Below are 26,045 nucleotides of genomic sequence, written 5' to 3'. Positions count from 1 at the left end.
CCAGGCGGGACATCGACATTAAGGTTCTACGCAGGATCCTCGACGCCATCCGCGAAGGCGTCTCCCTCGACATCTTCTATCAGTCGATGAACAAGGCGCGGCCAGACCCGATTTGGCGCCGGATCACGCCCCACGCTTTCGGCTACGATGGCTTCCGCTGGCACGCGCGGGCCTATTGCCACCTAGAGCATAAGTTCAAGGACTTCCTGCTGCCGCGCATTCTGGAGGTTGGCGCGAAAGGTGAGCCGGGGGAGGCCGGCGAGCGGGATTGGCTCTGGAACAACTATTTCGACGTGATCATAGGCCCGCATCCCGAGCTCACGGCGGGCCAGAAGAAGGTTGTCGCCAAGGACTATGGGCTTGATCAGGGTAACGGCGTACTCACGGTTCGTTACGCGATGCTCTTCTACGTTTTGAAGCGTCTTGGTTTGCTTGGTGACGCCGCAAAGCTGAGTGCCCATACACAGCATATCGTAACAATGAACCGCAAGGAAACTGAAGCCGCGCTTGAGAAGGCGGAGCTTCTGCTATGAACGAATCGGGGGGGCGACTGATGGGGGCAAGGCTTGAGGAGATAAAGAACGGCGCGTCCGTCCGAGGCGTTGCCTCGGCGCAGGCCGTGCATGTCATTTCGGTCGATTGGATCGGTGATCAGGCGATCAGCGTCGTCTACCGCGATCACAACGGCGCGGTAGCCGAGGCCGTTCTCTATCGGGACGACGAGCACCGTCTTGAGGTCGAGCAGAACGGGCGGCCCTGGTCGTTCGACGCCGATGGCGGGCTACTGCGCCTGGTGACGGAAGCCAACCGCATCAAGCTGGCGCATTATTTCGACCCATATCTGGCGATCCACACGAGCCTGGTCGCTCCGCTGCCGCACCAGATTTCTGCGGTCTATGGCGAAATGCTGCCGCGGCAGCCGCTTCGCTTCCTTCTCGCCGACGATCCCGGCGCCGGTAAAACGATCATGGCCGGGCTCTTGATGAAGGAGCTGATCGCGCGCAGCGATCTCGAGCGGTGCCTCGTCGTCGCGCCGGGCAGCCTTGTCGAGCAATGGCAGGACGAACTCGGCCAGAAGTTCAATCTCGAGTTTGACATCCTCTCCCGCGACATGATCGAGACCTCGCGGTCGGGCAATCCGTTTAGCGACCGCGATCGGCTGATCGTCCGTCTCGACGTGCTGGCGCGCAATGAGGAGCTTCAGGAGAAGCTCATGAGCGCGCGCGAATGGGATCTGATCATCTGCGACGAAGCCCATCGCATGTCAGCCACCTATTTCGGCGGCGAGGTCAAATATACGCGCCGCTACCAGGTCGGCCAAAAGCTCGGCCAGGTCTGCCGGCACTTGCTGCTCATGTCGGCGACGCCGCACAACGGCAAGGAAGAGGATTTCCAGCTTTTCATGGCGCTGCTCGACGGCGACCGGTTTGAGGGCCGGTTCCGCGATGGCGTCCACTATGCCGACACCGAAGACATGATGCGGCGGCTGACCAAGGAGGAACTGCTGAAGTTCGATGGCCGGCCGCTCTTCCCCGAGCGGCGCGCACGCACCGTCAAGTACCAGCTCTCGGAAGGGGAGGCTGCGCTCTACACCGCCGTCACCGAATATGTGCGCACCGAGATGAACCGCGTGCAGCGGTTCGCCGAGGGCGACGGGAAGAAGCGCAACAATGTCGGCTTCGCCTTGCAGATTCTCCAGCGGCGCCTCGCATCGTCGCCGGCTGCCATCTATCAGTCACTCAAGCGGCGCCGCGAACGGTTGGAAAACGAACTGGGTGAGGCGCGCCTTGCTGCCAAGGGCCGCCGGGCCGGCATGGGTGAACCGGCGATCAACGCCGATATGCTGCGCAACATCGAGGAATATGGTCAGGAGGAGATCGACGAGCTTGAGGATCTGATCTCGACGGGTGCGACGACCGCCGAGACGGTCGAGCAGCTCGCGCTGGAAGTCGAGACGCTGAAAGGCCTGGAAGCGATGGCGCTCGGCGTGCTGCGCTCGGGCGTGGATACGAAATGGAGCCAGCTCAATCGTATCCTCGACGACGATCTGATGGTCGATGCCGCTGGTAATCGCCGCAAGCTGATCATCTTCACCGAGCCCAAGGACACGCTGCACTACCTGCTCGACAAGGTGCGGGCGCGGCTCGGCAATCCCGAGGCCGTGGAGGTGATCCACGGCGGCGTATCGCGCGAAGAACGGCGCAAGGTCGTCGAGCGCTTCATGCAAGACAAGGACATGCTGGTGCTGATCGCCAACGACGCGGCGGGCGAAGGCGTGAATCTTCAGCGTGGCCATCTCATGGTCAATTACGACCTGCCGTGGAACCCGAACAAGATCGAGCAGAGGTTCGGCCGCATCCACCGCATCGGCCAGACAGAGGTCTGCCACCTCTGGAATCTCGTCGCGGCAGATACGCGCGAGGGTGAGGTTTATGCCCGGCTTCTCGAAAAGCTCGAGGCGGCGCGCGAGGCGCTGGGCGGCCGTGTTTATGACGTGCTCGGCGAGTTGTTCGACGGCGTGGCGCTCAAAGACCTGCTGTTCGAAGCGATCCAGTATGGCGAGAGGGAAGAGGTTAAGGCGCGCTTGTTCCAGCAGGTCGATGGCGCCGTCGACCAAGCGAATCTGCTCGAACTATTGCGTCGCCGAGCGCTGACTAACGACACCATGCCGGAGGCCAGGGTCGAGGAGCTGCGCCTTGAAATGGAGCGCGCCGAGGCGCTGCGTCTCCAGCCGCACCACATCCAGAGCTTCTTCGTCGAGGCGTTTGAGCATCTGGGCGGCCGGATCAAGCGCCGCGAGGAAGGGCGCTGGGAGATCACCCATGTGCCCGTACGCATCCGCGAGCGGGATCGTCAGATCGGGACCGGCGCGCCGATCCAGACGCAGTATGAGCGGATCTGCTTCGAGAAGGACAAGATCAACCAGCAACCGGTCGCTGCCTTCGTCTGCCCCGGCCATCCGCTGCTCGAAGCTGTGATCAGCCTGATCCGCGAGCAGTATGAGCAGATCATGCGTCAGGGTGCGATCCTGGTGGATGACACCGATTCCGGTGACGCGCTGTCGGCGATTTTCCTGCTGGAGCACACCGTTCAGGATGGTCGCGTCACCAGTGCCGGCAAGCCGCATGTGATTTCGCAACGGCTCCAATTCGCCGCCATCGACAAGGCCGGAAATACCGTCAACGCCGGCATCGCACCGCATCTGAATCTGCGACCCGCCAATCCGGAGGAGGTCGCCAGCGTGCGCGACCTTTTGGACGAGAGTTGGCTGACTACCGATCTGGAGAAGGCCGCTATCCGGTTTGCGACGGTCGAATTGGCCCAGGGCCATGTCGCCGAGGTCAAGGCGCGGCGCTTGCCCGAGATCGAAAAGGTGGAGCAGGAAGTTCGCGCCCGGCTCAAGAAGGAGATCAACTATTGGGACTCGCGCGCCTTCGAGCTGAAGGAAGAGGAGCGGGCCGGCAAGAAGACGCGGGTGAACTGGCAGAATGCCCAGCGCCGGGCCGAAGACCTTGCGGAACGGCAGAAGCGCCGGATGGACCAGCTTGAGCGTGAGCGGTTCATCTCATCGCAGCCGCCGCGCGTGCGGGGCGGCATGGTCGTCATCCCGCGGGGCCTGCTGGAAGCACGCCAAACGCCCGTCACGTCGGCGGGCGTTCCGAACCACTTCTCCGAAGATCCCGAAGCGCGCCGGCAGATCGAGCTTGCGGCGATGGAAGCCGTCATGGCGGCCGAGCGGGCGCTGGGCAACGAGCCGGCCGACGTCTCCGCCCAGAAGATCGGTTACGATATTGCTTCCCACGATCCGAAGTCGGGGCATCTGCGCTTCATCGAGGTCAAGGGGCGCATCGACGGCGCGGACAGCGTGATGGTTACGCGGCAGGAGGTCATCACCTCCCTGCACGAGCCGGAGAAGTTCATTCTCGCCATTGTCCCGGTCGCCGCCGGCTTTGCCCATGAGCCGCGGTATGTGCGCGGCCCCCTTGTCGAGCGTGAGCCATCCTTTCTGGAGACGGCGATTCAGTTCCACCTGCCGCGCCTGCTCGAGCGCGCGGAGGCGCCGCGATGAGGATCACCAAAGGCCTGATCATTGCCGATCCTTGGATCGGCTACATTCTCGGCGGCACCAAACACTGGGAGATGCGGTCCTCAGGGGCGTCACATCGCGGCTGGTTTGCTCTGATCCGCAGAGGCACGGGGGCAATTTATGGCGTGGCCAGACTGATCGATGTGGGCACGCGGCTATCACCAATGGAGATGATCGCCACGTTTGAGCATCACCGTATTCCCGAGCATATGATCCGCTCGGGCGAAGTCGCAAAATGGAATACGCCTTGGAAGCTCGCCGATGCGCGTCGCCTCGACCGCCCGATTCCTTACCGGCACAAGAGTGGAGCCGTGACTTGGGTCGAGCTGGACGACGCGGCCATCGATGGCGTCGCCAGCCAGTTCGAAGCCGGGGCCACGACGGTCAACCCGAAAGCGGTGATGCCTTTGGTTGCCGCTTCGCGGCATGATCGGGTCGGCAGCGCCGATACGGTGAAGGTCGATGTCTCCCAGCGCGGTCGAAAGCTGCATACCGACGTTGAATGGGATGACGGGAAAACGGACGGTATCGCGCCGGTGAAGCCGAGTGCATCAACAGCGACCGTCCAGACTGCGCGACCTCTGACGCTACCGGCCACGACGACCTCGCAGACAGCGACGGGACGTGTAATCGGCGAAGTGGAGATCACCGACGGAAACATCGCGAACAACCACATCTACCTGCGCTCGTTCTTCGACCGCTTCCCGGCCGATGCCATTGGCGGGTCAAACAAGGCGACGCGGGCGAAACGCGACCTCACGATCGATTGGGGCGGCGCAGAGCCGGTCCAGACCGACCTCGACGGCGAGAAGAAATTTTTCCGCGCCCGCGGCTGGATCGGCGCTTTCTATCAATTGCATCGCGCCAGGGCCGGGGACCGGGTCGTGGTCGAGGAAATCGCAGCCTATCGCTATCGCGTCAGCCTCAGGCGGTACGGATCGCAAGGCATGGGGTCGTGATGGAGATCAAGGATTTCGCCATTCTCGCCCCGGTTCCGTTGGAGCATCTTCAGTCCGGCGCCGACATTGCGCACAAGACCGGTTTTGTCGCTTTTGGCTCACGGAAATGGGAGCTGTTTCGCAAGGTCGATGAACTGCGCGGCAGTGCGCGCGTGCCGGGTCCTGATCTATCCGTCGCACGAGGACGTGCCAGCGAAGGCTAGTTTTATCGTGTCCTGGGTGGGCTGGTATGTCGGCTGCGAGGAAAGTGGAAACGGCAAGCATTCAAAGGGGATGACGCATCGCCCGCCGACGACGGGCCAGTACGCGTCCGACAATCAGGGCCACTGGGCGGTGTTCTGGCACGTTTGCGATCTGCACGAATTGTCGGCCGCGCAACGGCTGCCAATTTCCGCCATCCAGACCGTTAAGGGTGGTTGGCGCAAGACCGCCCCACCGCGGGGACCCGAACTGGTCGCCACGCCATCGACGCTGGAGCTGCCCCTATGAGTGCGGGCCGCCAGATCGAGGCCATCCTCGCTGATCCTCCCGGCTATTTTCTGCCGATTCAGGAGCGCGCGACCAAGCGCTGGGACCAGCTTGACGCGGACCCAGAGCTTGCCGGGCCGTGGCACCAGCTCTTCAAGCAGGTGCAGAGCCCGCGCCATATCCTCTCCGAGCTGCTCCAGAACGCCGACGACGCCGGCGCCAGCGAAGCGCGTGTATCGATCGAGAACGACCGCTTTGTGTTCGAGCACAATGGCGAGGACTTCATCGAGGCCCATTTCGCCTCGATCTGCCGTTTTGGCTATTCCAACAAGCGCGCGCTGCACACGATCGGGTTTCGGGGGATAGGGTTCAAGAGCACGTTCAGCTTGGGCGATCGGGTCGAGCTTTTTACACCGACCCTGGCGGTCGCCTTCGAGCGCGCGCGGTTCACCCAGCCGCATTGGATCGACAGCCGCAATCTGACGACCGGAACTACGCGCGTCGAAGTGGCGATCGCCAACGCGCTGCTGCGCCGTGAGGTCGAGAAGAACCTCGAGGAATGGCTGAAGAGCCCGGTGTCGCTGCTCTTCTTCAAGAAAATCCGCCGCTTTCGGATCGGCGACAGCGAGGTGCATTGGCGGAGCCTCGGATCCGGCCCCATCGCCCAGAGCGAATGGATGGCTTTGGATGAGAAAGCGGAGAATCCCTTTCTGTTGGTGCGGTCGGGCGAAGAAGCTTTTCCGGCCGAGGCGCTCGATGAGATCCGCAAGGAGCGGATGTTGGGGGCCGAGGATAGCGGTGATTTCCCGCCCTGCCGGGTTGAGATCGTGCTGGGCGCGAAGGGCCGGCTCTACGTCGTGCTGCCGACCGGGGTCGAAACGGCGCTCCCCTTCGCCTGCAACGCGCCCTTCATCCAGGACCCGGCGCGCCTCAAGATCAAGGACCCGGAGACCTCGCCGACCAATCGATGGCTCCTGAACCGCGCCGGCGAACTCGCCGCGAGCTCCATGATGGAGTGGCTGGAGCAGACCGAGACCAGCGCGGCGGATCGGGCGGACGCCTATGGGTTGCTGCCTGACGTTGACCGTGAGGCGGCCACGCTTGAAGGGGTGTGTGGTGCGATCGTCGAGCTGGCGTTTGACGCCGCGATCGATGGCCGGCTCATGCTTCTGACTGAAGAGGGCCGACTGGTCGACGCCAAGGGCGCGATCACCGTCCCGCGGCCGATCTTCGACATCTGGCCGGCCGACCAGGCCATGGCGTTGCTCGATGCCAAGTCCCGGCCGGCGCTGTGTCAGCATGTATCGGCCAAGAACCGGACCAAGCTCGTCCATTGGGGCCTGGTCGACGAGTTCTCGAAGTCCGATCTGCTCGAGTGCCTACGCAGCCATCATCTGCCTCGGCCCGCGACCTGGCGACATCTGCTGAACCTGTGGGCCTATATCGCGCCCGAGGTGACGGGCTGGCAGTGTCACGACGCCGACGCCCTCCGGATCGTGCCGGTGCAGGGCAAGGAGGCGCTCTACGCGGCGTCGGAGATCGTTCGGCTCGGCGAGAAGAAGCTGCTCCAGTCGGAAGAGGATTGGGAGTTTCTCGCCAGCCATCTGATCGTCCTCAACCAGAACTGGACCCGCTTCCTCGCCGACCAGCGTCGCGACAAGGGGGAGGGGGAAAGCCGCAACGATCCGGTCGAGGCGGCCTTTGCGGTGCTGGAGGAGATCGGCCTCGATGGGACGAGCGACGTCAACGCCGTGATCGAGCGCGTCGCCGCCGACTATTTCGGCTCGGGTCAGCCGAAGCTCGCCGAGTGTGTCCAGCTTGCCCAGATCGCGGCCAAGCTGGGCGTCACGATCGGTGAAGCCTTCCGATATGCCTGCGCGGACCTGAAGCTTCGGACGATCGGCAAGGGGGTGCTGTTCGACGAGAATGGCGCGCTAGAGGCGTTGTTGCCGGAGTCCGTCCGCAAGACGCAGCTCCTGCACGGCGACTATGTAGCGAGCTTCAAATCCTGCACGCGGGAGGATTGGATTCGCTGGGTGTCGTCGGGCCGTTCGGGGCTTCAGACGATGGCGCCGCTCGCGCAGAAGCGGACCAGCCTTTACGGACGCCAGCGCGCAGTGGCGGAGGCGCAGGCGCGCGGGCAGCGCCAGGCGCTTTACTATGCCTATGTCACGGACAGCTTCGTTCTCGATGATTGGGACTTCCCGGCCGACTATTGGCGGCATTGGGAGGCGTTGTCGAAGGCCGATCCCGGTATTTGGGCCAAGGTTGTCGGAAAGATCCTGGAGCAGCGCGACGCCTATTGGTCACGAGCTTCGAGCGTTCGCCTGTCGCAGGTGGCGACCACCGGATCGACGCGATCGGTTAGCTCGGAGCCGTTGCTGGCGGATTGGCTGCTGAAGCTGCGGGCCAAGTCCTGCCTTTCTGACACCCGCAACATGATCCACCTCCCGGCGGACCTGGTGCGCAGGACGCCGGAGACGGAGGCGCTGATCGACGTTGAGCCCTTCGTGCATGGGCTGCTCGACCGGGAAACGACGCGCCCGCTGCTCGATCTTCTCGGTGTCCGCAGCACGCCGAGCGGCCCAGGACGCCTGCTCGACCGGCTGCGCGCCCTGGCGAAATCCGACCGGGCGCCGGCGTATGAGGTCGAGAAATGGTACCGCCGCCTGGATCAGATGCTCGACGGTTGCTCGACCGCTGATGCGCAGAACATCAGGAACGCCTTCAAGGCCGAGAAGCTGATCCTCGCCCAGGACGGGACATGGGCGACGACCGGCGGCGTCTTCCTGGCTGGGGACGAGGAGGATGTCCCCAGTGCCGCGGTCGTGCGCGCGTCCGTGCTCGACCTCAGCCTGTGGCATCGTATCGGTGTCGCCGACCGCCCGTCCGCGGACCTCGCGCTGCAATGGCTCGGGACCCTAGCCTCAGGGAAGGTGCTGTCGGCCGACGACGCCCGGCGGGTTCGCACCTTGCTGGTCCGATACCCGACCCGGATCTGGGAGGAGTGCGGGCACTGGCTGAACCTCGTGGGCGAATGGGCGCCGGTCGATACGCTCGCCTATGGCCTGAGCATGCAGACCCTGTTCCGCTGGAGCCATCTGCACGAATGGGTTAAGCGCAAAACCGCCGATTTTCAGCGGCTGTCGGCGGAGACCGTGCAGGCGCCGCCATTCTCGGCGTTGCCGGCTTTGTCGGACCTCGTCGAGGAACGGTTCAACCAACCGTCGCTGCTGGCCGGCATGGAAGACCGTCGCGCCTGGCTGATAGCGTTCGGAATGCAGCTCGGGCGCATAGAGCTTGCCGATGCCGCCGAGACCGAGCGAGTGCGGGCGTTGGCGGAAGCGATCGCGGCGACGAGCTGGGTCCAGACCCCCAAGCTGGAGGTTGTTCCCTATCTCGACGGCGTGCCCGCCGGCACGGCGCGGCTCACCGACATTCTGTGGCTCGACCGCAAGCTATTCGTCAGCCCGTTGTCGAAGGCCAAGCTTGCCAAGCGGGTACCCGAAGAGATCGGCAGGAGCCTGAGCGCGGATATTCGCGCGGCGCTGTCCTATGCCTTCGAGCGGTCGCCCGAGGACATCAAGGAATATCTTGAGGAGAACTTCACGCTCGGCTCTGAGCAAATCGTCGTCGCGCCGGTCGTCGAGGCCCAGCCCGCAACCGCTCGTAGCGATGATGATGCGGCCGACGACTCTGTCGAAGACATGCGCGACCATGGCGCGCCGGCTGAGGCGAACGATCTCCTCCTATCGGAGGAGGACGAACCCGCCACGCAACCCGAACCGGAGCCGCAGACCGGAGAGCCGGATCGCGAGCTGTTCGAAATGGACATTGCGACCCGTCCTCGCGCCGCGCCGAAGCCGCCACGTCCCAGCGTCATGGCTCGCTTCGCACTCGGCCAGGGCTATAAGTCCGACGGCGAGGATCGCTTCTTCCATGCGGACGGGAGCTGGATCAGTCGCGCCAACGGCACGCGCTTTCCGTGGGAGCGCCGTTCGGCAGGCGGTGAGATTCTACGCCACTATTATCCAAAGGACCATTGCCTGGAGCACGAACCGCTCCAGCTTGAAGCCGACGTCTGGGGTCTGCTCGATCAGAAGCCGGACGTCTATTCGTTCATTCTCATCAACCCCGAGGGTGATCCCGTCGAGATGACGGGCGTCCGCCTGCGCGCGCTGCGCGACGGCGGTGAGCTGACCATTCACCCCGCAACGTACAGGCTTGTTTATGACCTCGACGAATAACACGAAGAAGAAATTGATCGAGGTTGCGATCCCCCTCGAAGCGATCAACGCCGCCTCCGCACGGGAAAAGTCGATCCGGCATGGGCATCCGTCCACGCTGCATCTGTGGTGGGCGCGCCGGCCACTGGCGGCGTGCCGCGCGGTGCTGTTCGCCCAGCTCGTCGATGATCCGTCGAGCGACCTTGAGAAATTCCCCACGCATGAAGCGCAGGAGGCCGAGCGCAAGCGGCTGTTCGGCATCATCGAGGAATTGGTGAAGTGGGAGAACTCGACCAACGAGGGGGTGCTGGAACGCGCCCGCGCCGAAATCCGCAAGAGCTGCGGCGGCGAGCTCCCCCCGGTCTATGATCCGTTCTCGGGCGGTGGGTCGATCCCTTTGGAGGCGCAGCGCCTCGGTCTGCCCGCTTATGGGTCGGACCTGAACCCGGTCGCGGTGATGATTGGCAAGGCGATGATCGAGATCCCGCCGAAGTTCAAGGACAAAGAACCGATCCATCCCGGGGCAAAGGATCGGCAGTTCTACCGCAATGCCGAGGGACTGGCTGAAGACGTCAAATACTATGGCGAATGGATGCGCGAGAAGGCGTGGGAGCGCATTGGGCATCTCTACCCGCAGGTAGACCTGCCGAAGGAACAGGGCGGCGGTAAAGCAACGGTGATTGCCTGGATATGGGCGCGAACAGTTGCGAGTCCGGATCCGGCTTTTGGAGGGGCGCATGTTCCCCTGGTTAACTCGTTCGTACTTTCGTCGAAGAAGGGGGGCGAGGCGATAATCGTACCCGTGGTCGATAAGGCTCGAAGAGAAATTAATTTTTCGATTAAGACCGCTGGCGTCACCAAGCAAGAATTGCAGGAAGCGAATGCAGGAACGAAGGCCGGAAAAGCACAGGACTTTGTCTGCCTGTTCTCCGGAGCACCAATTCAGCGCGAATATATCAGGAGCGAAGGAAAGAACGGTCGCCTTGGTGCGAGGTTGATAGCCGTTGTCGCAGAAGGCTCTCGAATGCGGGTGTACGCTCCTCCAAACCAAATTCATGAGGAGACCGCGGCGCTCGCTCAGAAAAATATCAATGTGTCCGAAGCAAGGGAGTCATTTCTATCTGGATTGACGCCAACTCGGGCAGAAATAACTGGCGGCGTCTGCTCTGCATATGGTCTTACAACATGGGGGAATCTCTACACGGATCGTCAGTTGGTAGCGCTGAATACATTTAGCGATCTGGTGGGTGAAGCACGGGCACAAATCGAGGCTGATGCTCTGGCTGCGGGCCTCACCCCCGGCCCGACGCCGCTGCGCGATGGAGGCAAAGGCGCCTCGGCCTATGCAGAAGCGGTGAGCGTATACTTGACCTTCGGTATCTCCAAAGCGGCGGACTATCACTCGTCGATAACCACTTGGCACAGTAGCAGGGAAATCATCAGAAATACATTTGGACGACAATCTCTTCCGATGACGTGGGATTTCACAGAGGCGAATATTTTTTCGTCATCTACGGGGAATTGGCGAAACTGTATCGAGTGGGGTGTGAAAACGTTAGATGCGCTCGTTCTTGGCGCATCAGGGTTAGTGGGGCAACAAAACGCACAAGCGGCGAACTCCTCGCGGCCTGTAGTTATCAGCACTGATCCACCTTACTACGATAATATCGCGTACTCGATCTTGTCAGATTTTTTCTATGCGTGGATACGCCGGGCGTTGCGTGATGTTGAACCGTCACTGTTTGGGGTGATCGCAACTCCAAAATCAGATGAACTTGTGGCGATTGCCTCCCGGCACGGCGGCCGTGAAGGTGCGGAGAAATTCTTCATCGAAGGTATGACATCGGCCGTATCTCGTATGGCCGATCTTTCACTCGAAGGCTTTCCCGCGACTATTTACTATGCGTTCAAGCAGAGCGAGATCGTTGACGAAGGAGTCAGCTCCACGGGTTGGGCCACCTTCCTCCAGGCAGTTATGGATGCTGGCTTTGCCGTGGTCGGCACATGGCCATTGCGCACTGAAATGGCGAACCGAATGGTTGCATCGGGCACCAACGCCCTCGCAAATTCGGTCGTCCTTGTCTGCCGGAAGAAGGAAGCGACGGCAGAAATCATAACCCGCGCCGAATTCATCCGCGGACTGAAACGGGAACTGCCGCCGGCGATTGCCGAGCTTCAAGCGGCGAACATCGCCCCAGCCGACATGCCGCAATCGGCCATCGGACCCGGCATGGGCGTGTTCTCCCGTTACAAGGCCGTCCTGGAATCTGGCGATAGCCCAATGAGCGTGAAGACCGCGCTCCAACTCATCAATCGCGAACTCGACGAATATCTCGGCGGCATCCAGGGCGAGTTCGATGCTGATACGCGGTTCGCCATCACTTGGTTTGAGCAGAATGGGCTCAAAGCGGGCGATTATGGCATCGCCAACAGTATCGCAACGGCGCGCGGTATCTCGGTCGATAGCGTCAGGCACGCCGGAATCGTGGATAGCGCCGCGGGCAAAGTCCGCATCTTCTCGCGCGATGAACTCGACGGCGATTGGAACCCGGAGGAGGACCGCCATCTGACAGTGTGGGAATGCCTTCAGCATCTGGTCCGCCAGCACGAGAAGGACGGCATTTCCCACGACACTGCCGTCTTGCTGAAGAAGATCAACACCCACGCCGAAGCCGTAAAGGATCTCGCCTACTGCCTCTACGACATCAGCGCCAACAAGCGAAAGGATGCCAAGGAGGCCACGGCCTACAACGCCTTGATCGCCGACTGGACCGAGCTGACGAAGGCTGCGGCGGCCATTCATGACACAAGCGGGGATCGCCAGATCCGGCTGGATATTTGAGGGGGAACAGGACGTGGCAAAAAGTACGCGCCAATATGTGTTTGAAGGGATGGAGCTGCTGCCAGCGGCGCTGATCCCCTTCGTCGAAAAGCGGCTCGAAACTTCGCTCAAGGGGCATTGGCAGGTCCAGGTTTTGGAGAAGCTGTCGAGCCTGCGCCCAAACAGCAACGGTGAAGTCGGCTGGGATCAGGCCGCGCTGTTCAATGCAATGGATCGCTTCTGGACCGAGGCGTTCAAGGCCGTTCTCGGCCGCGCCGAGCGGTCGCTGGTCAACGAGCTGAGCGATGTCCGCAACAAGCTCTCGCACAACGAGACCTTCACCTATGACGACGCCGAGCGTGCGCTCGACTCTATGCGTCGGCTCATGGAGGCGATCAGCGCCGGTGAGACGGCTGAGCAGCTCGGCAAGATGCGCGACACCATCCTGCGCACGAAGTTCACCGAGCTGGCGCGCAATGAGGAACGACGGAAAACCCAGCGGCTCGAAATCTCGGTCGAGACAGTGGCGGGCCTGCTGCCGTGGCGCGAGGTGGTCGAGCCGCACCAGGATGTCGCCACCGGCGAGTTCCAGCAGGCCGAGTTTGCGGCCGACCTCGCCAAGGTCCATTCCGGGAGCGCGCCGCCGGAATATCGTGATCCGCGTCAGTTCTTCAGCCGCACCTATCTGACCGAAGGGTTGAGCGCTTTGCTGATCGGCGCTGCGAAGCGGCTGTCCGGCAGTGGCGGCGATCCGGTCGTCGAGTTGCAAACCAATTTCGGTGGCGGCAAGACGCACTCAATGTTGGCCCTCTATCACATGGCGGGGCCGACGCCGGTGCAGGACTTGTCGGGCCTGGATCAATTGCTCGACAAGCTCGGACTGAGCGTGCCGAAGGGCATCAACCGGGCGGTTCTCGTCGGCACATCGCGGGGACCGCAGGACGTGCTCCACGCGGAGGGCGACCGGAACATCCGCACGACCTGGGGCGAGTTGGCCTGGCAACTCGGCGGCGCCGACGCCTTCGCCATGGTGGCGGAGAATGACGCCAGCGGCATCGCGCCAGGCTCGAACCTCCTGGAGGCGCTCTTTAAGAAATATGCGCCGTGCCTGATTCTTATCGACGAATGGGTCGCCTATCTGCGGCAAATCTACAAGGTCGAGGGGCTGCCATCCGGGTCGTTCGACGCGAACCTGTCCTTCGTCCAGTCGCTGACCGAGGCGGTCAAGGCCAGTCCCGGCACTCTGCTAGTTGCCTCGTTGCCGGCCTCGCAGATCGAGGTGGGCGGTGAGGGCGGTCAGGAAGCGCTGGCCCGCCTCAAGCAGACCTTCAGCCGCGTAGAATCCTCGTGGCGGCCGGCGAGTCAGGAAGAGAGCTATGAGATCGTTCGGCGGCGGCTCTTCAAGGAAATCCCCGGTGACAAATTCCATCACCGCGACAACACGCTGAAGCAGTTCGCCAAGCTGTATCGGGAGAACGCCAACGATTTCCCGCAGGGGTGCGCGGATGAGGACTACCGGCGCAAGCTGGAAAAGGCCTATCCGATCCATCCTGAGCTGTTCGACCAACTCTATACGAGTTGGGGATCGCTCGAAAAATTCCAGCGCACCCGCGGCGTCCTGCGCCTGATGGCGCAGGCCATTCACGAGCTTTGGATGAGCGCCGATCCATCGGTGATGATCATGCCGGGCAGCGTGGCGGTGAGTTCGCCCCGCGTGGAGCCGGAGCTGCTCCATTATCTCGACGTGACCTGGCAATCGATCATCGCCGGCGATGTCGATGGCACGGCGTCCACTCCTTACAAGGTCGACCAGTCAGCGCCCAACCTGAATCGCTATTCGGCGACCCGCCGCGTCGCCCGCACGATCTTCATGGGGACGGCGCCCACGCATCAGCAGCAGAACACAGGCCTCGACGACAAGCAGATCAATCTCGGCGTTGTGCAGCCCGGTGAGAGGCCGGCGATCTTCGGCGATGCGCTACGCCGGCTGACCAACCAGTCCAAGTTCATGCACGCGGATCTTGGCCGCTATTGGTACTCCATGTCGGCCAGCCTCAACCGCATCGCGGCGGATAAGGCGGCGCAGATCGAGGCAGCTCTAGTCGACGTAACGATCGACACTGAACTCGGCAAATATGTAAATGGCCTCGCGGATCGCGGGCATTTCGATGCTAGGCAGGTCGCCCCCGCATCATCGGCCGAAGTGCCGGACGAGGCTGGCGGTGTCCGTGTCGTGGTGCTGGGCGTCAAGCATCCGCACAACGGCCGCGAGGGCTCGGACGCGCTGGTCGAGGCGAAAGACATCCTCACGCAACGAGGCAGCACACCGCGCGTCTATCGCAATATGTTGGTGTTCATCGCCGCGGAAGCTCGGCAGCTCGACCATCTCAAGGACGCTGTGCGCGCCTACCTAGCCTGGAGTGAAATCGTCCGAGATACCAAGCGGCTTAATCTCACCCAGAGCGACAGCGCGCTCGCCGAAACCAAGCTCGCTGAGGCGAACGGGACCATGAAGACCCGCCTGAAGGAGGCGTGGTGCTATCTGCACTATCCGGTGCAGGAGAGTGCCCAGGCCGATTGGGAGTGGGTGTCCGGTAAGATCCCAGCGCAAGATGGGCTGCTAGCCCGGGCCAGCAAGAAGCTCGTGGCTGAGGAGGGCTTGCTCGTCGAGCTTGGGCCGTCGCGCCTCGATCGCGATCTCCAGAAATACATCTGGAACGACAACCCCCACCTGTCGCTGAAGGATCTGCGGGAATATCTCAACCGCTACATCTATCTCCCGCGGCTGAAGAACCAGGAAGTCCTGATCAAGGCCGTGCTGGCGGCCGTCAGCGGCATGCTGCCCGGCCCCTTCGCCTACGCCGAGCGGTGGGATGGGAAGACGGACACTTATTTGGGGCTCGCGATCGACAGAGCCAGCAACGTGCCGGTGGTCATCGACGGCGACAGCGTCATTATCAAACCGGATGTGGCCGAAGCGCACCGGCCGGCGCCGGCACAACCTGCGCCCGGAGGCGCTTCTGCCGGCCCCGGCGACAAGGCGCCAGGGACGGGAGAGCAACCTGCCGGGGGCGGGCCGACGCCGCCTCCAGTGGAAAAGAAGCCGACGCGATTCACCGGCGCCGTGATGATCTCACCGGAGCGGCCAGCGCGAGACATCCATCAGATTGTCGAAGCAATCGTCGAACAGCTTACGACGCTGCCGGGCAGTCAGGTGAAACTCAGGCTTGAGATCGAAGCAGAAGTGCCCGGTGGGCTTGAGCGCGCCAAGGTGCGGACGCTGGTCGAAAACGCCAATACGCTTGGTTTTATCGAGAAGTCGGTCGAGTAGAAAAAATTGCGGCGCGACGGCGGGTATTTGAGATGGCCGAAGCGGAGTTACGGCGCCGCCGGTGCCGCCGTCGTGGCGCGCCGGCAGCTCTCAGCCTAGGCATCGAGGGCATCGACGGCGTAGCGGACCGACTGCCCAGCGTGTGGTAGGGGGCCCGCCGCAGAGCGGTAGCACTCCAGCGTAAGGGCCTCGAGCGCCATCCATCACTGAAGGTCGGCCGCCGCAGCGCCGACGAAACAGCAGGTTGGAGCATGGTGCGGCGTCAATCGCCTGACCGCTTACCGCCTGCAGCATTCTTGGCCTTTGAGAAGCCGCGATCGGTGGCGATGAACTTCTCCAACATGGGGACGATCAGGCGCACCGGATCGGTCGCAGGTTGTCCCGCCTCGCGACCGAGAATTTCCGCATAGGCAGTGAGATCACGATGTAGGCTGGCGGGTAGTTCCGTCGTGATCTTGACGGGTTTGTCGTCGGTGATCGGCCCCAGTTTCAACTTCGCCATGTCAGCCTCCGTAAGGTTCAAGGACGAGGTCGCGCGTCACAAGGACGCGAACGGGGAAGCCCGGCCGGATGGTGAGCGCCGGTGCAATGTTGAGCTGACGCTGGACGATCTGTTGGCCGGTCTGATTGATGCTGTCCGCTGCACCGTTGCGAAGCGCACGGACAATATCGCTCTCCTGACCGGATGTGCCGGCCTCGGCCCCGACACTGAGGAGGGTGGAAAGCGCGGCGGCCTTGAACAGTTCGCCCCAGTGATAGTCAACACCATCTTCGAGACCGGCATAGCCCTCGGCGTCCGCACCAGGCTGACGCTCAAGAACGATTGAGCGGCCATTGGGGAAGATCAGCCGGTTCCAGACGAGGAGTATGCGCCGCTGTCCGAAGCCGACGCCACTATCATATTGCCCGATGACGCGCGTGCCCTGGGGCACGAGCAATATCTTGCCAGTGGGGCTGTCATAGACGTTTTCTGTTACCTGCGCAGTGATCTGGCCCGGAAGATCGGAACGGATGCCGGTGATGAGCGCTGCTGCGAGTACAGCGCCGGCCTGTAGCACATTCGCGGATGCTGGCGCGGTCACGCGATCGGGTGAGACCGTGCGTTTGTCCGGTGTCTGGTTCAGGAAGGCGAGCTGGCGGTCCTGGGCGGTCGGCGTCGCGGGCTGTGGCGCCAGGCCCAGGCTGGCGAGATCGCCCGATGGCGGCGCTGGCTGGACGGACTGCGCCGACGCGGGCGCGTTGCTTGCGGACCGCGTTTCAGTGGAGGCGAACAGCCGTGCGGTGCGCGATGCCTCCAGTTCTTGCTGGCGGCGCTGCTCTTCAGGGCTCGGCCCAACGAGCCCTGAAGCCGGCGCACCGATCGGCGGTACGGCGGCGCCATTCGGCGCATTGAGGATCGGGCGGCCGAGGTCGCCGGGAAGTGGCGGGCCGAGCTTGGGCACGCCGCTATAATCCTTGGGCAGGCCGGCCAGCCCGTCAGGCGTCGAACGGCTGTCCGTTGAATAAAGCTCCTGCCCCTGACCCTGATGGCGGGTCTGGAGCGCGTAGATCAGAGCGCCGCCGACGCCGACACTTGCGGCAAGGCCTAGACCGGCCAGCACCTTGCGCGACAGGCGGGTGACGCGGGGCAGCTCGGGGCGCAGCCGCATCGGCGCAACGGGCTCGCCGGTTAGCGGCCGGCCATCGTCGTCTTCGGCCTCGGGCCGTGGCGGTGCTTCCGGCGCCCGCCGTTCCTCCTTATCTGGATCGAGTTCGTCGCTCACGACGCAGGCCTCCCATCGGTGCGGGAGATGCGGACACGCTTCTGGTTCTTGTCGGCGCCGAAGCGCAGTTCGGCCGCCGCGAACAGTCGGTCGACGATCATGTAGTTGCCGCGCACGCGGTAGTTCACGAGTTGCGACGTGTCGCCTTCGGGGCCGACGACGAAGAGCGGCGGCATCTCGCCCTGACCGATGCCGCGGGGGAATTCGATGAAGACCTGCTTGCCATCATCGAAGGCGCGAAGCGGTCGCCACGGCGCGCGGTCGCCCGTTACCTCGTACCGGAAGTTGACGCGCGCGAGATCCACACCGTTGGCGATTGGCTTGGCGGCTTCGGCCTGCTGGTTCTGCCGACGTAGCGCGATGAGCTGGTCCTGGGGGTATTGCCAGGAGACCGAGGCCATGTAGGTGGAGGGCCTCGAGCGCAGCTCCATGTGATAGGTGCGGCGGTCGGTGTTGATGACCAGGTTGGTCATCAGCTCGGGCCGTGTCGGCTTCACAAGGATGTGGATCTGTTTGGCTGCACCCGCGCCGCTTTCGGTATCGCCGATGATCCAGCGCACGGTGTCGCCGGCGGCGACCGGCCCTGAGCCGACAAGCTGCTCACCGGCCTGAAGTGCGATGTCGGTGATCTGTCCTGGCGAGGAATAGACTTGATAGAGCGCGCCATCGACGAAGGGATAGACCTGCATCGAGTTGATAAAGCCGTTGCGCACAGGTTGGACGCGCGCTGCGGCGTTGGCCTGGTTGACGCGGACGGTCGGATCGGCGGCTTCCGGCTCGGGCTTGCCGTCCTTGCCGATGGGCTTCAACTGACCGGGAAGTGGAAGGGGTTTCGGCAGCTCGACCACCCTTACTGGCGCCGGTGCGTCGGCAGCTTGCGCGGCAGGGATCGCATCATCGTAGGAAATCTCCGGTGGCGGTGTGTGGGTGGCGCAGCCGGCGAGCGGCGATGTGCAGAGAAGCAGAAGCGGCAAGCTGGATTTACGGAAAACCGGGATTGCGTGGATGAGGAAAGCCGGCCTCCCGGCTTTGCGGAAGGCGGGCGTCATTGTCCAAGCTCCTTCGACCAGTTGATGGCGTTGATGTAGATGCCGAGCGGGTTCTTCCTCAGCGTGTCGGCGTCACGCGGCGGTTGCACGACCACAGTGAGGATGGCCGACCAGCGTTCGGTGTCGGCGAGCGAACCGTCCTGATATCGCCGCTCAATCCAGGCGATGCGGAACGAGCCGGGCGACGCCCGGATGACCGACGATACCTCGATGGCGACCTGCTGCTTACCGACCCTGATGAACGGGTCGTTGGCGCGCGCATAGTCGTTGAGCGCGAGCGCCCCGCCCTGTGTCGTGAAGTCGTAGGCGCGCAGCCAGTTCTGCCGCACGATGATCGGGTCGGCGGGGATCGAACGGACCTGCTCGATAAAGCGCGCCAGGTAGAACGCGATTTGCGCATCGTTGGGCTGATAGTCGGCCGTCGCGGGCGCGATCGCCTGCGCCTGGCCGAGCCGGTCGACCTGCACCACCCACGGCACGATCGATCCGTTCGCCGTCTGCCAGACCAGCGCCGCCGAGAGGCCGGCAGAGAGCGCCAGCGAACCGAAGGCCATGTAGCGCCAGTTCCGTGCCTGCACGCGAGCCGAACCGATGCGGTCATCCCAGACCTGCGCGGCACGCTGATAGGGCGTCTCTGGCTCGGGCGATTTGCCGTAGTGGGTCGAGGGGCGTTTGAAGAGACTCATCGTCAGTCGCTTTCAGAGAGGTTGATGGAGGAGCCCCCGCCATGACTGTCGCCGCTGCGCACAGCATGGGCTGCGGCCTGGACGCCGTGGGTGAGCTGCTGCGAGCGCTTCATGCGCTTCGCCCAGGCAGGCGGCGCGTCGCTGGCTGTGGCCGCAGCGGAAGGAGCGGCGCTGGCATCAGCGGCTTCTGCGCCTGCTGCGCCGCCATTCAGTTCCGTGCGCGCTCCGGACTCGAAGCTGGATTTGAGGCTGTCACCAACCCTCGATGCGGCGCGACGCAGGGGCGACGCCGCCGCCTTGGCGCCGGTGCTGGCGACGTTGCCAAGGCCCGACGCGACGGCCGACCCACCGGTATGCCCGGCCGCACCCAGGCTGTAGGCGGCGGAGGCGCGGCCAGCTAGGGCGGCGCCTCCGCGTGCAGCTGCGGCGGCCCCATGTGCGAGCGTGGCTCCACCCGAAGCAACGGCGCCGACCGTGGCCGTGCCTGCGGCGACCATGCCGCCAGCGGCAAGACCGGTGCCCACCGCTGCGCCGGCACCGAGCTGCGGTCCACCGGAGACGAGGCCATTGGCGATTCCGGGGCCGAAGATACCGAGGCCGAGAAGCGAGAGCGCGGCCAGCACGATCGCCATAGCGTCGTCGATGGACGGCGTGTTGCCGCCAAAGCCCGCGGTGAACTCGGAAAAGAGGGTCGAACCGATGCCGATGATGGTGGCGAGCACCAGTACCTTGATGCCGGAAGAGATCACGTTGCCCAGGACGCGCTCGGCCATGAAGGCAGATTTGCCGAACAGGCCGAACGGGATGAGGACGAAGCCGGCGAGCGTCGTCAGCTTGAACTCGATCAGGGTGACGAAGAGCTGGACCGCGAGGATGAAGAAGGCGAGTAGCACCAGCGCCCAGGCAAAGAACATGCAGGCGATCTGGATGAAGTTCTCGAAGAACGACCAATAGCCCATCAGGCCCGAGATGGAGTCGAGCAGCGGGTGGCCGGCGTCGAGCCCGGTCTGTGCCACCTTGCCGGGGCGCAAAAGGTCGCTGACGGCAAAGCTCGTGCCCGAGGCCTTCAGGCCCAGGCCCGCGAAACTTTCGAAGATGATGCGGGCGAGATTATTCCAATTGGAGATCAGGTAGGCGAAGACGCCGACGAAGAGCGTTTTCTTCACCAGCCGGGCGACGATGTCGTCGTCGGCGCCCCACGACCAGAAGAGCGCGGCCAGCGTCACATCGATGACGATCAGCGTGGTGGCGATGAAGCCGACCTCGCCGCCGAGCAGGCCGAATCCGCCGTCGATGTAGCGGGTGAAGACTTCAAGAAAATGGTCGATGACGCCAGTGCCGCCCATGTCAGCGAACCTCCTGCCGAGCGGGATCGGCCTGTACCGCAGGCCCGGTCAGATCCGCTGGCGCGCTTTCATTTTCTTTGTGGACGGGATCGGCCGGCACGGACGCATTCGGAAAGAGCGTGGTCGGAGGGGCGAGGGCCGACGACGCTGCATGAGCCGGTTGGCCAAGGAATCGGCGCCGGTTCTCGGCCCATGCTTTCAGGCAACCGGGATCGCGCGGGCCGGCCGCGCCGATCTCCGAACAGCGGAGCAATTCAGCCGCAAGCGGGTCCTGCGATGCGGAGGCGCGGCCCTGCGTCGCGAAGACGGTTGGTGGATCATCCTTGCGGTTAATCTCGATCGCGTTCGCCACGATGGCTATCGCGACATAGACGATGGCGCCGATGCGAGCGAGGGTGTTGCCGTCCATCGCGTCGCCCTCAGTGATTGCCGTAAAACATCTGCGCGTTGCCGGGCTGATAGCCCGAGCCTGGCGTCAGGAAGCGACGACGCTGCTCACGGCCCTGTTCGGCGGCGGCCGCCTGTTCTGCCGATTGAAGCGCCTGTGCCCGACCATTCGCCGCGACGACAGCGGTGAGGTCGGCGAGCTGTTGCGCCTGAAGCGCCAGGAGCTGGTTGCCGGCCTGGGTCGCCTGGAGCGCGCCGGTCGCGCCCTGGCTTTGGCCAACCAAGGCCGACATCTGCGCCCGATTGGTGTCGATGTTGCCGACGACACCCGCCTGGACGCGCATCGCGTCCTGCAGGCCGCCGACCGTGTTCTGCCAGCGCGAGCGCGCATCGGCGACAAGCTGCTGGTCGGACGCGGACAGCGAGACGTTGCCGTACTTCTGCTGGAACACCCTGTCGATCTGCTCGACGTCGTAGGCGATATTATGCGCCTGGTTCAGGAGCTGCTGCGTGCGCTGGACCGATTGCTGGAGCTGTTGCAGCGAGGAATATGGCAGGCTCGCGAGGTTGCGCGCCTGGTTGATGAGCGATTGCGCCTGGTTCTGAAGCGAGGTGATCTGGTTGGTGATCTGCTGGAGCGAGCGCGCCGCCGTCAGCACATTTTGAGCGTAGTTCGTCGGGTCGAATACGATACCACTGAACCCGAATTGGGCGTGGGCCGGCGTCGCCAGGATTGGCGCGAGGGCCATGGGGGCGGAAAGCAGCGCGACAGCAAGCGGCGCTGCGTGAGTGCGGCGCAGTTTCATCGGGACTTCTCCTTGTTGATGAGGCTGGGAATGAGATCGGCCGCCCACCCGACTTCGCGATGGCTCAGCCAGGCGGCGAGGAATCCTTCGCGGCCATGCTCGGCGACGATGCGCGCGATGGCGGCCTGATCAGTTTTCGAGGATGCCGCGCAGAGCGCGAGCGCCACGTCTGACAGGCCCAACTCGAACAGCCGGTTGCCGCGGCGCGACTGGCAGTAATAGTCGCGCTTCGGCATGGCCCGCGCGATGATCTCGATCTGGCGATCATTGAGCCCGAAGCGCCGATAGATCGTGGTGATCTGCGGCTCGATCGCACGCTCGTTCGGCAGGAGAAGCCGGGTCTGGCAGCTCTCGATGATGGCCGGTGCGATGGCCGAGCCATCGATGTCCGAGAGCGATTGTGTGGCGAAAATGACGCTGGCGTTTTTCTTGCGCAGCGTCTTCAGCCATTCGCGGAGCTGGCCGGCGAAGCCGTCGTCATCCAACGCCAGCCAGCCCTCGTCGATGATGAGGAGAGTTGGCGAGCCGTCGAGCCGATCTTCGATGCGATGAAACAGGTAAGACAGGATCGCAGGCGCCGCGCCTGTACCGATCAGCCCTTCCGTCTCGAATGCCTGAACCGAGGCCGATCCGAGATGCTCGCGTTCTGCGTCGAGCAACCGGCCGTAGGGACCGCCGATGCAATACGGTCGCATCGCCTGTTTGAGATCGTTCGACTGGAGCAGCACGACGAAGCCGGTGATCGTGCGCTCCTCGACGCGCGCCGATGCAAGCGACGTCAGCGCTGTCCAGATATGCTCCTTCACCTCGGGCGTGATCGCCACACCCTCGCGCGTCAGGATCGCGACGATCCAGTCGCCCGCCCAGGCGCGCTCGGGGACATCGTGGATGCGGGCGAGCGGCTGAAGGCTGACGCTGTCGATCGCGCCATCGCTGAGATCGCCGCCGAGGTCATGCCAGTCTCCCCCCATGCCGAGCGTTGCCGCGCGGATCGAGCCGCCGAAGTCGAAGGCGAAGACCTGGGAACCGGCGTAGCGGCGGAACTGGAGCGCCATCAGCGCCAGCAGCACGGACTTGCCCGCACCAGTCGGGCCGACGATCAGCGTGTGCCCGACGTCGCCGACATGAAGCGAAAGCCGGAACGGGGTTGAGCCTTCGGTCTTGCCATACAAGAGGGGAGGTGCGCCGAAATGCTCGTCCCGTTCCGGCCCCGCCCACACCGCGGACAGCGGGATCATGTGGGCGAGATTGAGTGTGGAGACTGGCGGCTGCCGGACATTCGCGTAGACATGGCCCGGCAGCGATCCGAGCCAGGCGTCGACGGCGTTGACCGTCTCCACCATGGCGGTGAAGTCGCGGCCCTGGACGACCTTCTCGACCAGCCGCAATTTCTCGTCGACCGCGCGCGGATCGGCGTCCCAGACCGTCACCGTCGCGGTGACATAGGCCATGCCGGCATAGTCGGCACCGAGCTCCTGAAGCGCCATGTCGGCGTCGGCGGCCTTGTTCGCGGCGTCGGTATCGACGAGGACTGACGCCTCGTTGGTCATTACCTCCTTGAGAATCGCGGCAATCGACTTGCGCTTGGCGAACCACTGGCGGCGGATCTTGGTCAGCAGCTTTGTGGCGTCAGTCTTGTCGAGGAGGATCGCGCGCGTTGACCAGCGATAGGGAAAGGCGAGCCGGTTCAGCTCGTCAAGCAGGCCGGGCGTCGTCGCGGTCGGAAAGCCGGTGATCGTGAGGACGCGAACGTGTTGATCGCCGAGTCGCGGTTCCAGCCCGCCGGCAAGCGGCTGATCAACGAGCAGCGCATCGAGATAGATGGGGGTCTCTGGAACGCGAACGCGATGGCGCTTGGTCGAGACGCAGCCGTGCAGATAGGTCAGGGTATCGGCGTCATTGAGCCAGCGGCATTCTGGCATGAAGGCTTCGACCAAGCGCAGAATGCGGTCGGTGCGATCGGCAAAGCCCGCGAGCGTCTCATGCGGGTCGAAGCCCGACTTTTCGCGCCCCTCGTAGAGCCAGGCCTCAGTGCGCGAGGAGTCCTCAGCCGGCGGCAGCCAGGCGAAGGTCAGGAAATAGCTGGACTCGAAATGGCTGCCCGCTTCCTCGAAATCCGCTTTGCGCTCGGCGTCGAGCAGGGCCGAGGCCGCATCGGGAAAATTGCTGATGGGATAGCTGTTTGAGGGATGGCGCTGCGCTTCGACAAAAATGGCCCAGCCGGAGCCGAGACGGCGGAAGGCGTTGTTCAGGCGACCTGTGACTGCGACCAACTCGCCAGGGATTGCTGATTCCAGATCGGGACCGCGGAATTGCGCGGTGCGCTGGAAGCTGCCGTCCTTGTTGAGGACGATGCCAGCGCCGACCAGCGCGACCCAGGGCAGGAAGTCAGCGAGCCGGCTATTGCGGTTGCGATACTCGGCGAGATTCATCATGGCCCAACCCTCCCTCAGACCGTGAGATGCGCGGGAATGCGCAGATGCCGGCGTACGACGTCGACGAAGAGCGGATCGCGCTTCGCCGCCCAGACCGCTGCGGCGTGCCCGATTGCCCAGATCGCGATCCCGACGAGCCAGAGGCGCAGGCCGAGGCCGACTGCGCCGGCGAGCGTCCCGTTCATGATGGCGATGGCACGCGGGGCGCCGCCGAGCAGGATCGGCTCGGTCAGCGCCCGGTGGACCGCGACCGTGAAGCCCGGCATCTCGCTGGCCTGATCCACGACACCCGCCATCAGACGAGCGCTCCGCCGCCGAAGGAGAAGAAGGACAGGAAGAAGCTCGACGCCGCGAAGGCGATCGAGAGACCGAACACGATCTGGATGAGCCTGCGGAAGCCGCCCGAGGTGTCGCCAAAGGCAAGGCTCAAGCCGGTGACGATGATGATGATCACCGCGACGATCTTTGCGACCGGCCCTTCAATCGACTGGAGGATCTGCTGGAGCGGCTGTTCCCATGGCATGGAGGAGCCGGAGGCGTGGGCGGCGCGCGCCATCGCCACGCTGATGACGATAGCGGTGGCCGTCATCATCAGGCGGTGAGGCGTTCTGCAGACATGCGGAATCATGCGGATTCTCCTTCGTTGGGCTTTTGGGTGAGGCGGGTGACGCGGTAGTCGCCGTCGGGGCCGAGACCTTCGACGCGCGCGAGCTCGGCGAGCCGACGCGCAGACCCGCGACCGGAGAGGACCGCGACAAGATCGATCGTCTCGGCGATCAGTGCGCGCGGAACGGTGACGACGGCTTCCTGAATGAGCTGCTCGAGGCGGCGCAGCGCGCCGATGGCGCTGCCGGCGTGGATCGTTCCGACACCGCCGGGGTGGCCGGTGCCCCATGCCTTGAGCAGGTCGAGCGCCTCTGCGCCGCGTACCTCGCCGACGGGAATGCGGTCGGGGCGCAGGCGCAACGATGAGCGCACGAGATCAGAGAGTGAGGCGACGCCGTCCTTCGTTCGCATGGCGACGAGGTTCGGCGCGGCGCATTGCAGTTCGCGCGTGTCTTCGATGATGACGACGCGATCGGCGGTCTTCGCGACTTCGGCGAGGAGTGCGTTGGTCAGCGTGGTCTTGCCGGTCGACGTCCCGCCGGCGACGAGGATGTTGGCGCGGGCTGTAACGCCCTGGCGAAGCGCGACGGCCTGGTCTGCCGACATGATGCCGGCCGCGACATAGTCGTCGAGCGTGAATACGGCGACGGCAGGTTTCCGGATCGCGAACGCGGGTGCGGCGACGACAGGGGGCAGCAGTCCTTCGAACCGCTCTCCCGTCTCGGGTAACTCGGCCGAAACGCGCGGCGCGCCGGCATGGACCTCAGCGCCGACATGATGGGCGACAAGCCGAACGATGCGTTCGCCGTCCGCCGGCGACAGCCGCTCGCCGGTAGCGCACAGACCCTCGGAGAGGCGATCGATCCAAAGACGTCCGTCCGGGTTGAGCATCACCTCGACAATGCTGGCATCGTCGAGGTAGCGCGCGATGGCGGGTCCAAGCGCGGTGCGCAGCATCCGCGCACCGCGCGCAAAGCGTTCTGAATTTTGGTGAGACGTCGTCATATGACCCCGATTCCATCAGGGTCGAGACAGTTCTTCCCCAGACGGGGATGATTAAAAGGGCCTGATTATG

At 63.8% G+C, this 26,045-nt stretch carries 19 protein-coding genes; 8 read left to right on the top strand and 11 right to left on the bottom strand.

What is annotated here, in order from left to right; translation table 11 throughout:
• From ACVWZM_RS44535 to ACVWZM_RS44500, 8 genes are all read left to right on the top strand, one after another.
• Nucleotides 1-533: WYL domain-containing protein (locus tag ACVWZM_RS44535; protein ID WP_456856580.1), on the top strand; the 533-nt coding region annotated here is incomplete at its 5' end.
• A 20-nt stretch (nt 534-553) separates the two neighbouring features.
• On the top strand, nt 554-4,069 hold the full coding sequence (locus ACVWZM_RS44530; RefSeq protein WP_456856873.1) for a protein NO VEIN domain-containing protein: 3,516 nt from the start codon (nt 554-556) through the stop codon (nt 4,067-4,069).
• Nucleotides 4,066-5,046 carry a hypothetical protein gene (locus ACVWZM_RS44525; protein WP_456856578.1) on the top strand — a complete coding sequence of 327 codons (981 nt, stop codon included), beginning with the start codon at nt 4,066-4,068 and terminating at the stop codon, nt 5,044-5,046. Before ACVWZM_RS44530 ends, ACVWZM_RS44525 begins: the two co-directional genes overlap by 4 nt.
• Nucleotides 5,043-5,249, top strand: coding sequence for a hypothetical protein (locus ACVWZM_RS44520; protein ID WP_456856576.1), 207 nt, complete (start codon nt 5,043-5,045; stop codon nt 5,247-5,249). The genes ACVWZM_RS44525 and ACVWZM_RS44520 overlap by 4 nt, the downstream gene beginning before the upstream one ends.
• Nucleotides 5,250-5,256: 7 nt before the next feature.
• A complete protein-coding gene (locus ACVWZM_RS44515; RefSeq protein ID WP_456856574.1) occupies nt 5,257-5,535 on the top strand; it encodes a hypothetical protein in 279 nt (92 codons plus the stop codon).
• On the top strand, nt 5,532-9,761 hold the full coding sequence (locus ACVWZM_RS44510; RefSeq protein ID WP_456856572.1) for a sacsin N-terminal ATP-binding-like domain-containing protein: 4,230 nt from the start codon (nt 5,532-5,534) through the stop codon (nt 9,759-9,761). The genes ACVWZM_RS44515 and ACVWZM_RS44510 overlap by 4 nt, the downstream gene beginning before the upstream one ends.
• Complete coding sequence (locus tag ACVWZM_RS44505) at nt 9,745-12,582, top strand: DUF1156 domain-containing protein (RefSeq protein ID WP_456856570.1); 2,838 nt, start codon at nt 9,745-9,747, stop codon at nt 12,580-12,582. The genes ACVWZM_RS44510 and ACVWZM_RS44505 overlap by 17 nt, the downstream gene beginning before the upstream one ends.
• Nucleotides 12,542-15,892 carry a DUF499 domain-containing protein gene (locus tag ACVWZM_RS44500; RefSeq protein ID WP_456856569.1) on the top strand — a complete coding sequence of 1,117 codons (3,351 nt, stop codon included), beginning with the start codon at nt 12,542-12,544 and terminating at the stop codon, nt 15,890-15,892. Before ACVWZM_RS44505 ends, ACVWZM_RS44500 begins: the two co-directional genes overlap by 41 nt.
• A gap of 262 nt (nt 15,893-16,154) precedes the next feature.
• Here ACVWZM_RS44500 and ACVWZM_RS44495 read toward each other — a convergent pair whose 3' ends face one another.
• From ACVWZM_RS44495 to trbB, 11 genes are read right to left on the bottom strand one after another with little or no spacing between them, the layout of a single operon-like run.
• Nucleotides 16,155-16,394 carry a DUF2274 domain-containing protein gene (locus ACVWZM_RS44495; RefSeq protein ID WP_456856567.1) on the bottom strand — a complete coding sequence of 80 codons (240 nt, stop codon included), beginning with the start codon at nt 16,392-16,394 and terminating at the stop codon, nt 16,155-16,157.
• Nucleotide 16,395: 1 nt separating this feature from the next.
• A complete protein-coding gene (locus ACVWZM_RS44490) occupies nt 16,396-17,655 on the bottom strand; it encodes a TrbI/VirB10 family protein (RefSeq protein ID WP_456856565.1) in 1,260 nt (419 codons plus the stop codon).
• Entirely contained in the window at nt 17,652-18,704 is a 1,053-nt protein-coding gene (gene trbG / locus ACVWZM_RS44485) for a P-type conjugative transfer protein TrbG (protein ID WP_456856563.1), read from the bottom strand. The genes ACVWZM_RS44490 and trbG overlap by 4 nt, the downstream gene beginning before the upstream one ends.
• On the bottom strand, nt 18,701-19,390 hold the full coding sequence (trbF, locus tag ACVWZM_RS44480) for a conjugal transfer protein TrbF (protein WP_456856561.1): 690 nt from the start codon (nt 19,388-19,390) through the stop codon (nt 18,701-18,703). Before trbF ends, trbG begins: the two co-directional genes overlap by 4 nt.
• Nucleotides 19,391-19,392: 2 nt before the next feature.
• A complete protein-coding gene (gene trbL / locus ACVWZM_RS44475) occupies nt 19,393-20,736 on the bottom strand; it encodes a P-type conjugative transfer protein TrbL (protein WP_456856559.1) in 1,344 nt (447 codons plus the stop codon).
• Nucleotide 20,737: 1 nt separating this feature from the next.
• The gene (gene trbK-alt / locus ACVWZM_RS44470) at nt 20,738-21,145 is read right to left on the bottom strand and encodes a putative entry exclusion protein TrbK-alt (RefSeq protein WP_456856557.1); all 408 of its coding nucleotides are present in this window, start codon (nt 21,143-21,145) and stop codon (nt 20,738-20,740) included.
• 10 nt (nt 21,146-21,155) lie between these two features.
• Complete coding sequence (trbJ, locus tag ACVWZM_RS44465; protein ID WP_456856555.1) at nt 21,156-21,929, bottom strand: P-type conjugative transfer protein TrbJ; 774 nt, start codon at nt 21,927-21,929, stop codon at nt 21,156-21,158.
• Nucleotides 21,926-24,364, bottom strand: coding sequence for a conjugal transfer protein TrbE (gene trbE / locus ACVWZM_RS44460; protein WP_456856554.1), 2,439 nt, complete (start codon nt 24,362-24,364; stop codon nt 21,926-21,928). The genes trbJ and trbE overlap by 4 nt, the downstream gene beginning before the upstream one ends.
• Before the next feature lie 14 nt (nt 24,365-24,378).
• The gene (locus ACVWZM_RS44455) at nt 24,379-24,660 is read right to left on the bottom strand and encodes a VirB3 family type IV secretion system protein (RefSeq protein ID WP_456856552.1); all 282 of its coding nucleotides are present in this window, start codon (nt 24,658-24,660) and stop codon (nt 24,379-24,381) included.
• Nucleotides 24,660-24,956 carry a TrbC/VirB2 family protein gene (locus tag ACVWZM_RS44450; protein ID WP_456856872.1) on the bottom strand — a complete coding sequence of 99 codons (297 nt, stop codon included), beginning with the start codon at nt 24,954-24,956 and terminating at the stop codon, nt 24,660-24,662. The genes ACVWZM_RS44455 and ACVWZM_RS44450 overlap by 1 nt, the downstream gene beginning before the upstream one ends.
• A 32-nt stretch (nt 24,957-24,988) precedes the next feature.
• The gene (gene trbB, locus ACVWZM_RS44445; protein ID WP_456856550.1) at nt 24,989-25,975 is read right to left on the bottom strand and encodes a P-type conjugative transfer ATPase TrbB; all 987 of its coding nucleotides are present in this window, start codon (nt 25,973-25,975) and stop codon (nt 24,989-24,991) included.
• Nucleotides 25,976-26,045 lie beyond the last annotated feature (70 nt).

The organism is Bradyrhizobium sp. USDA 4501, assembly GCF_054062115.1.
The sequence above is the reverse complement of the archived record's forward strand: the minus strand, read 5'-3'. Positions and strand labels throughout refer to the sequence as shown.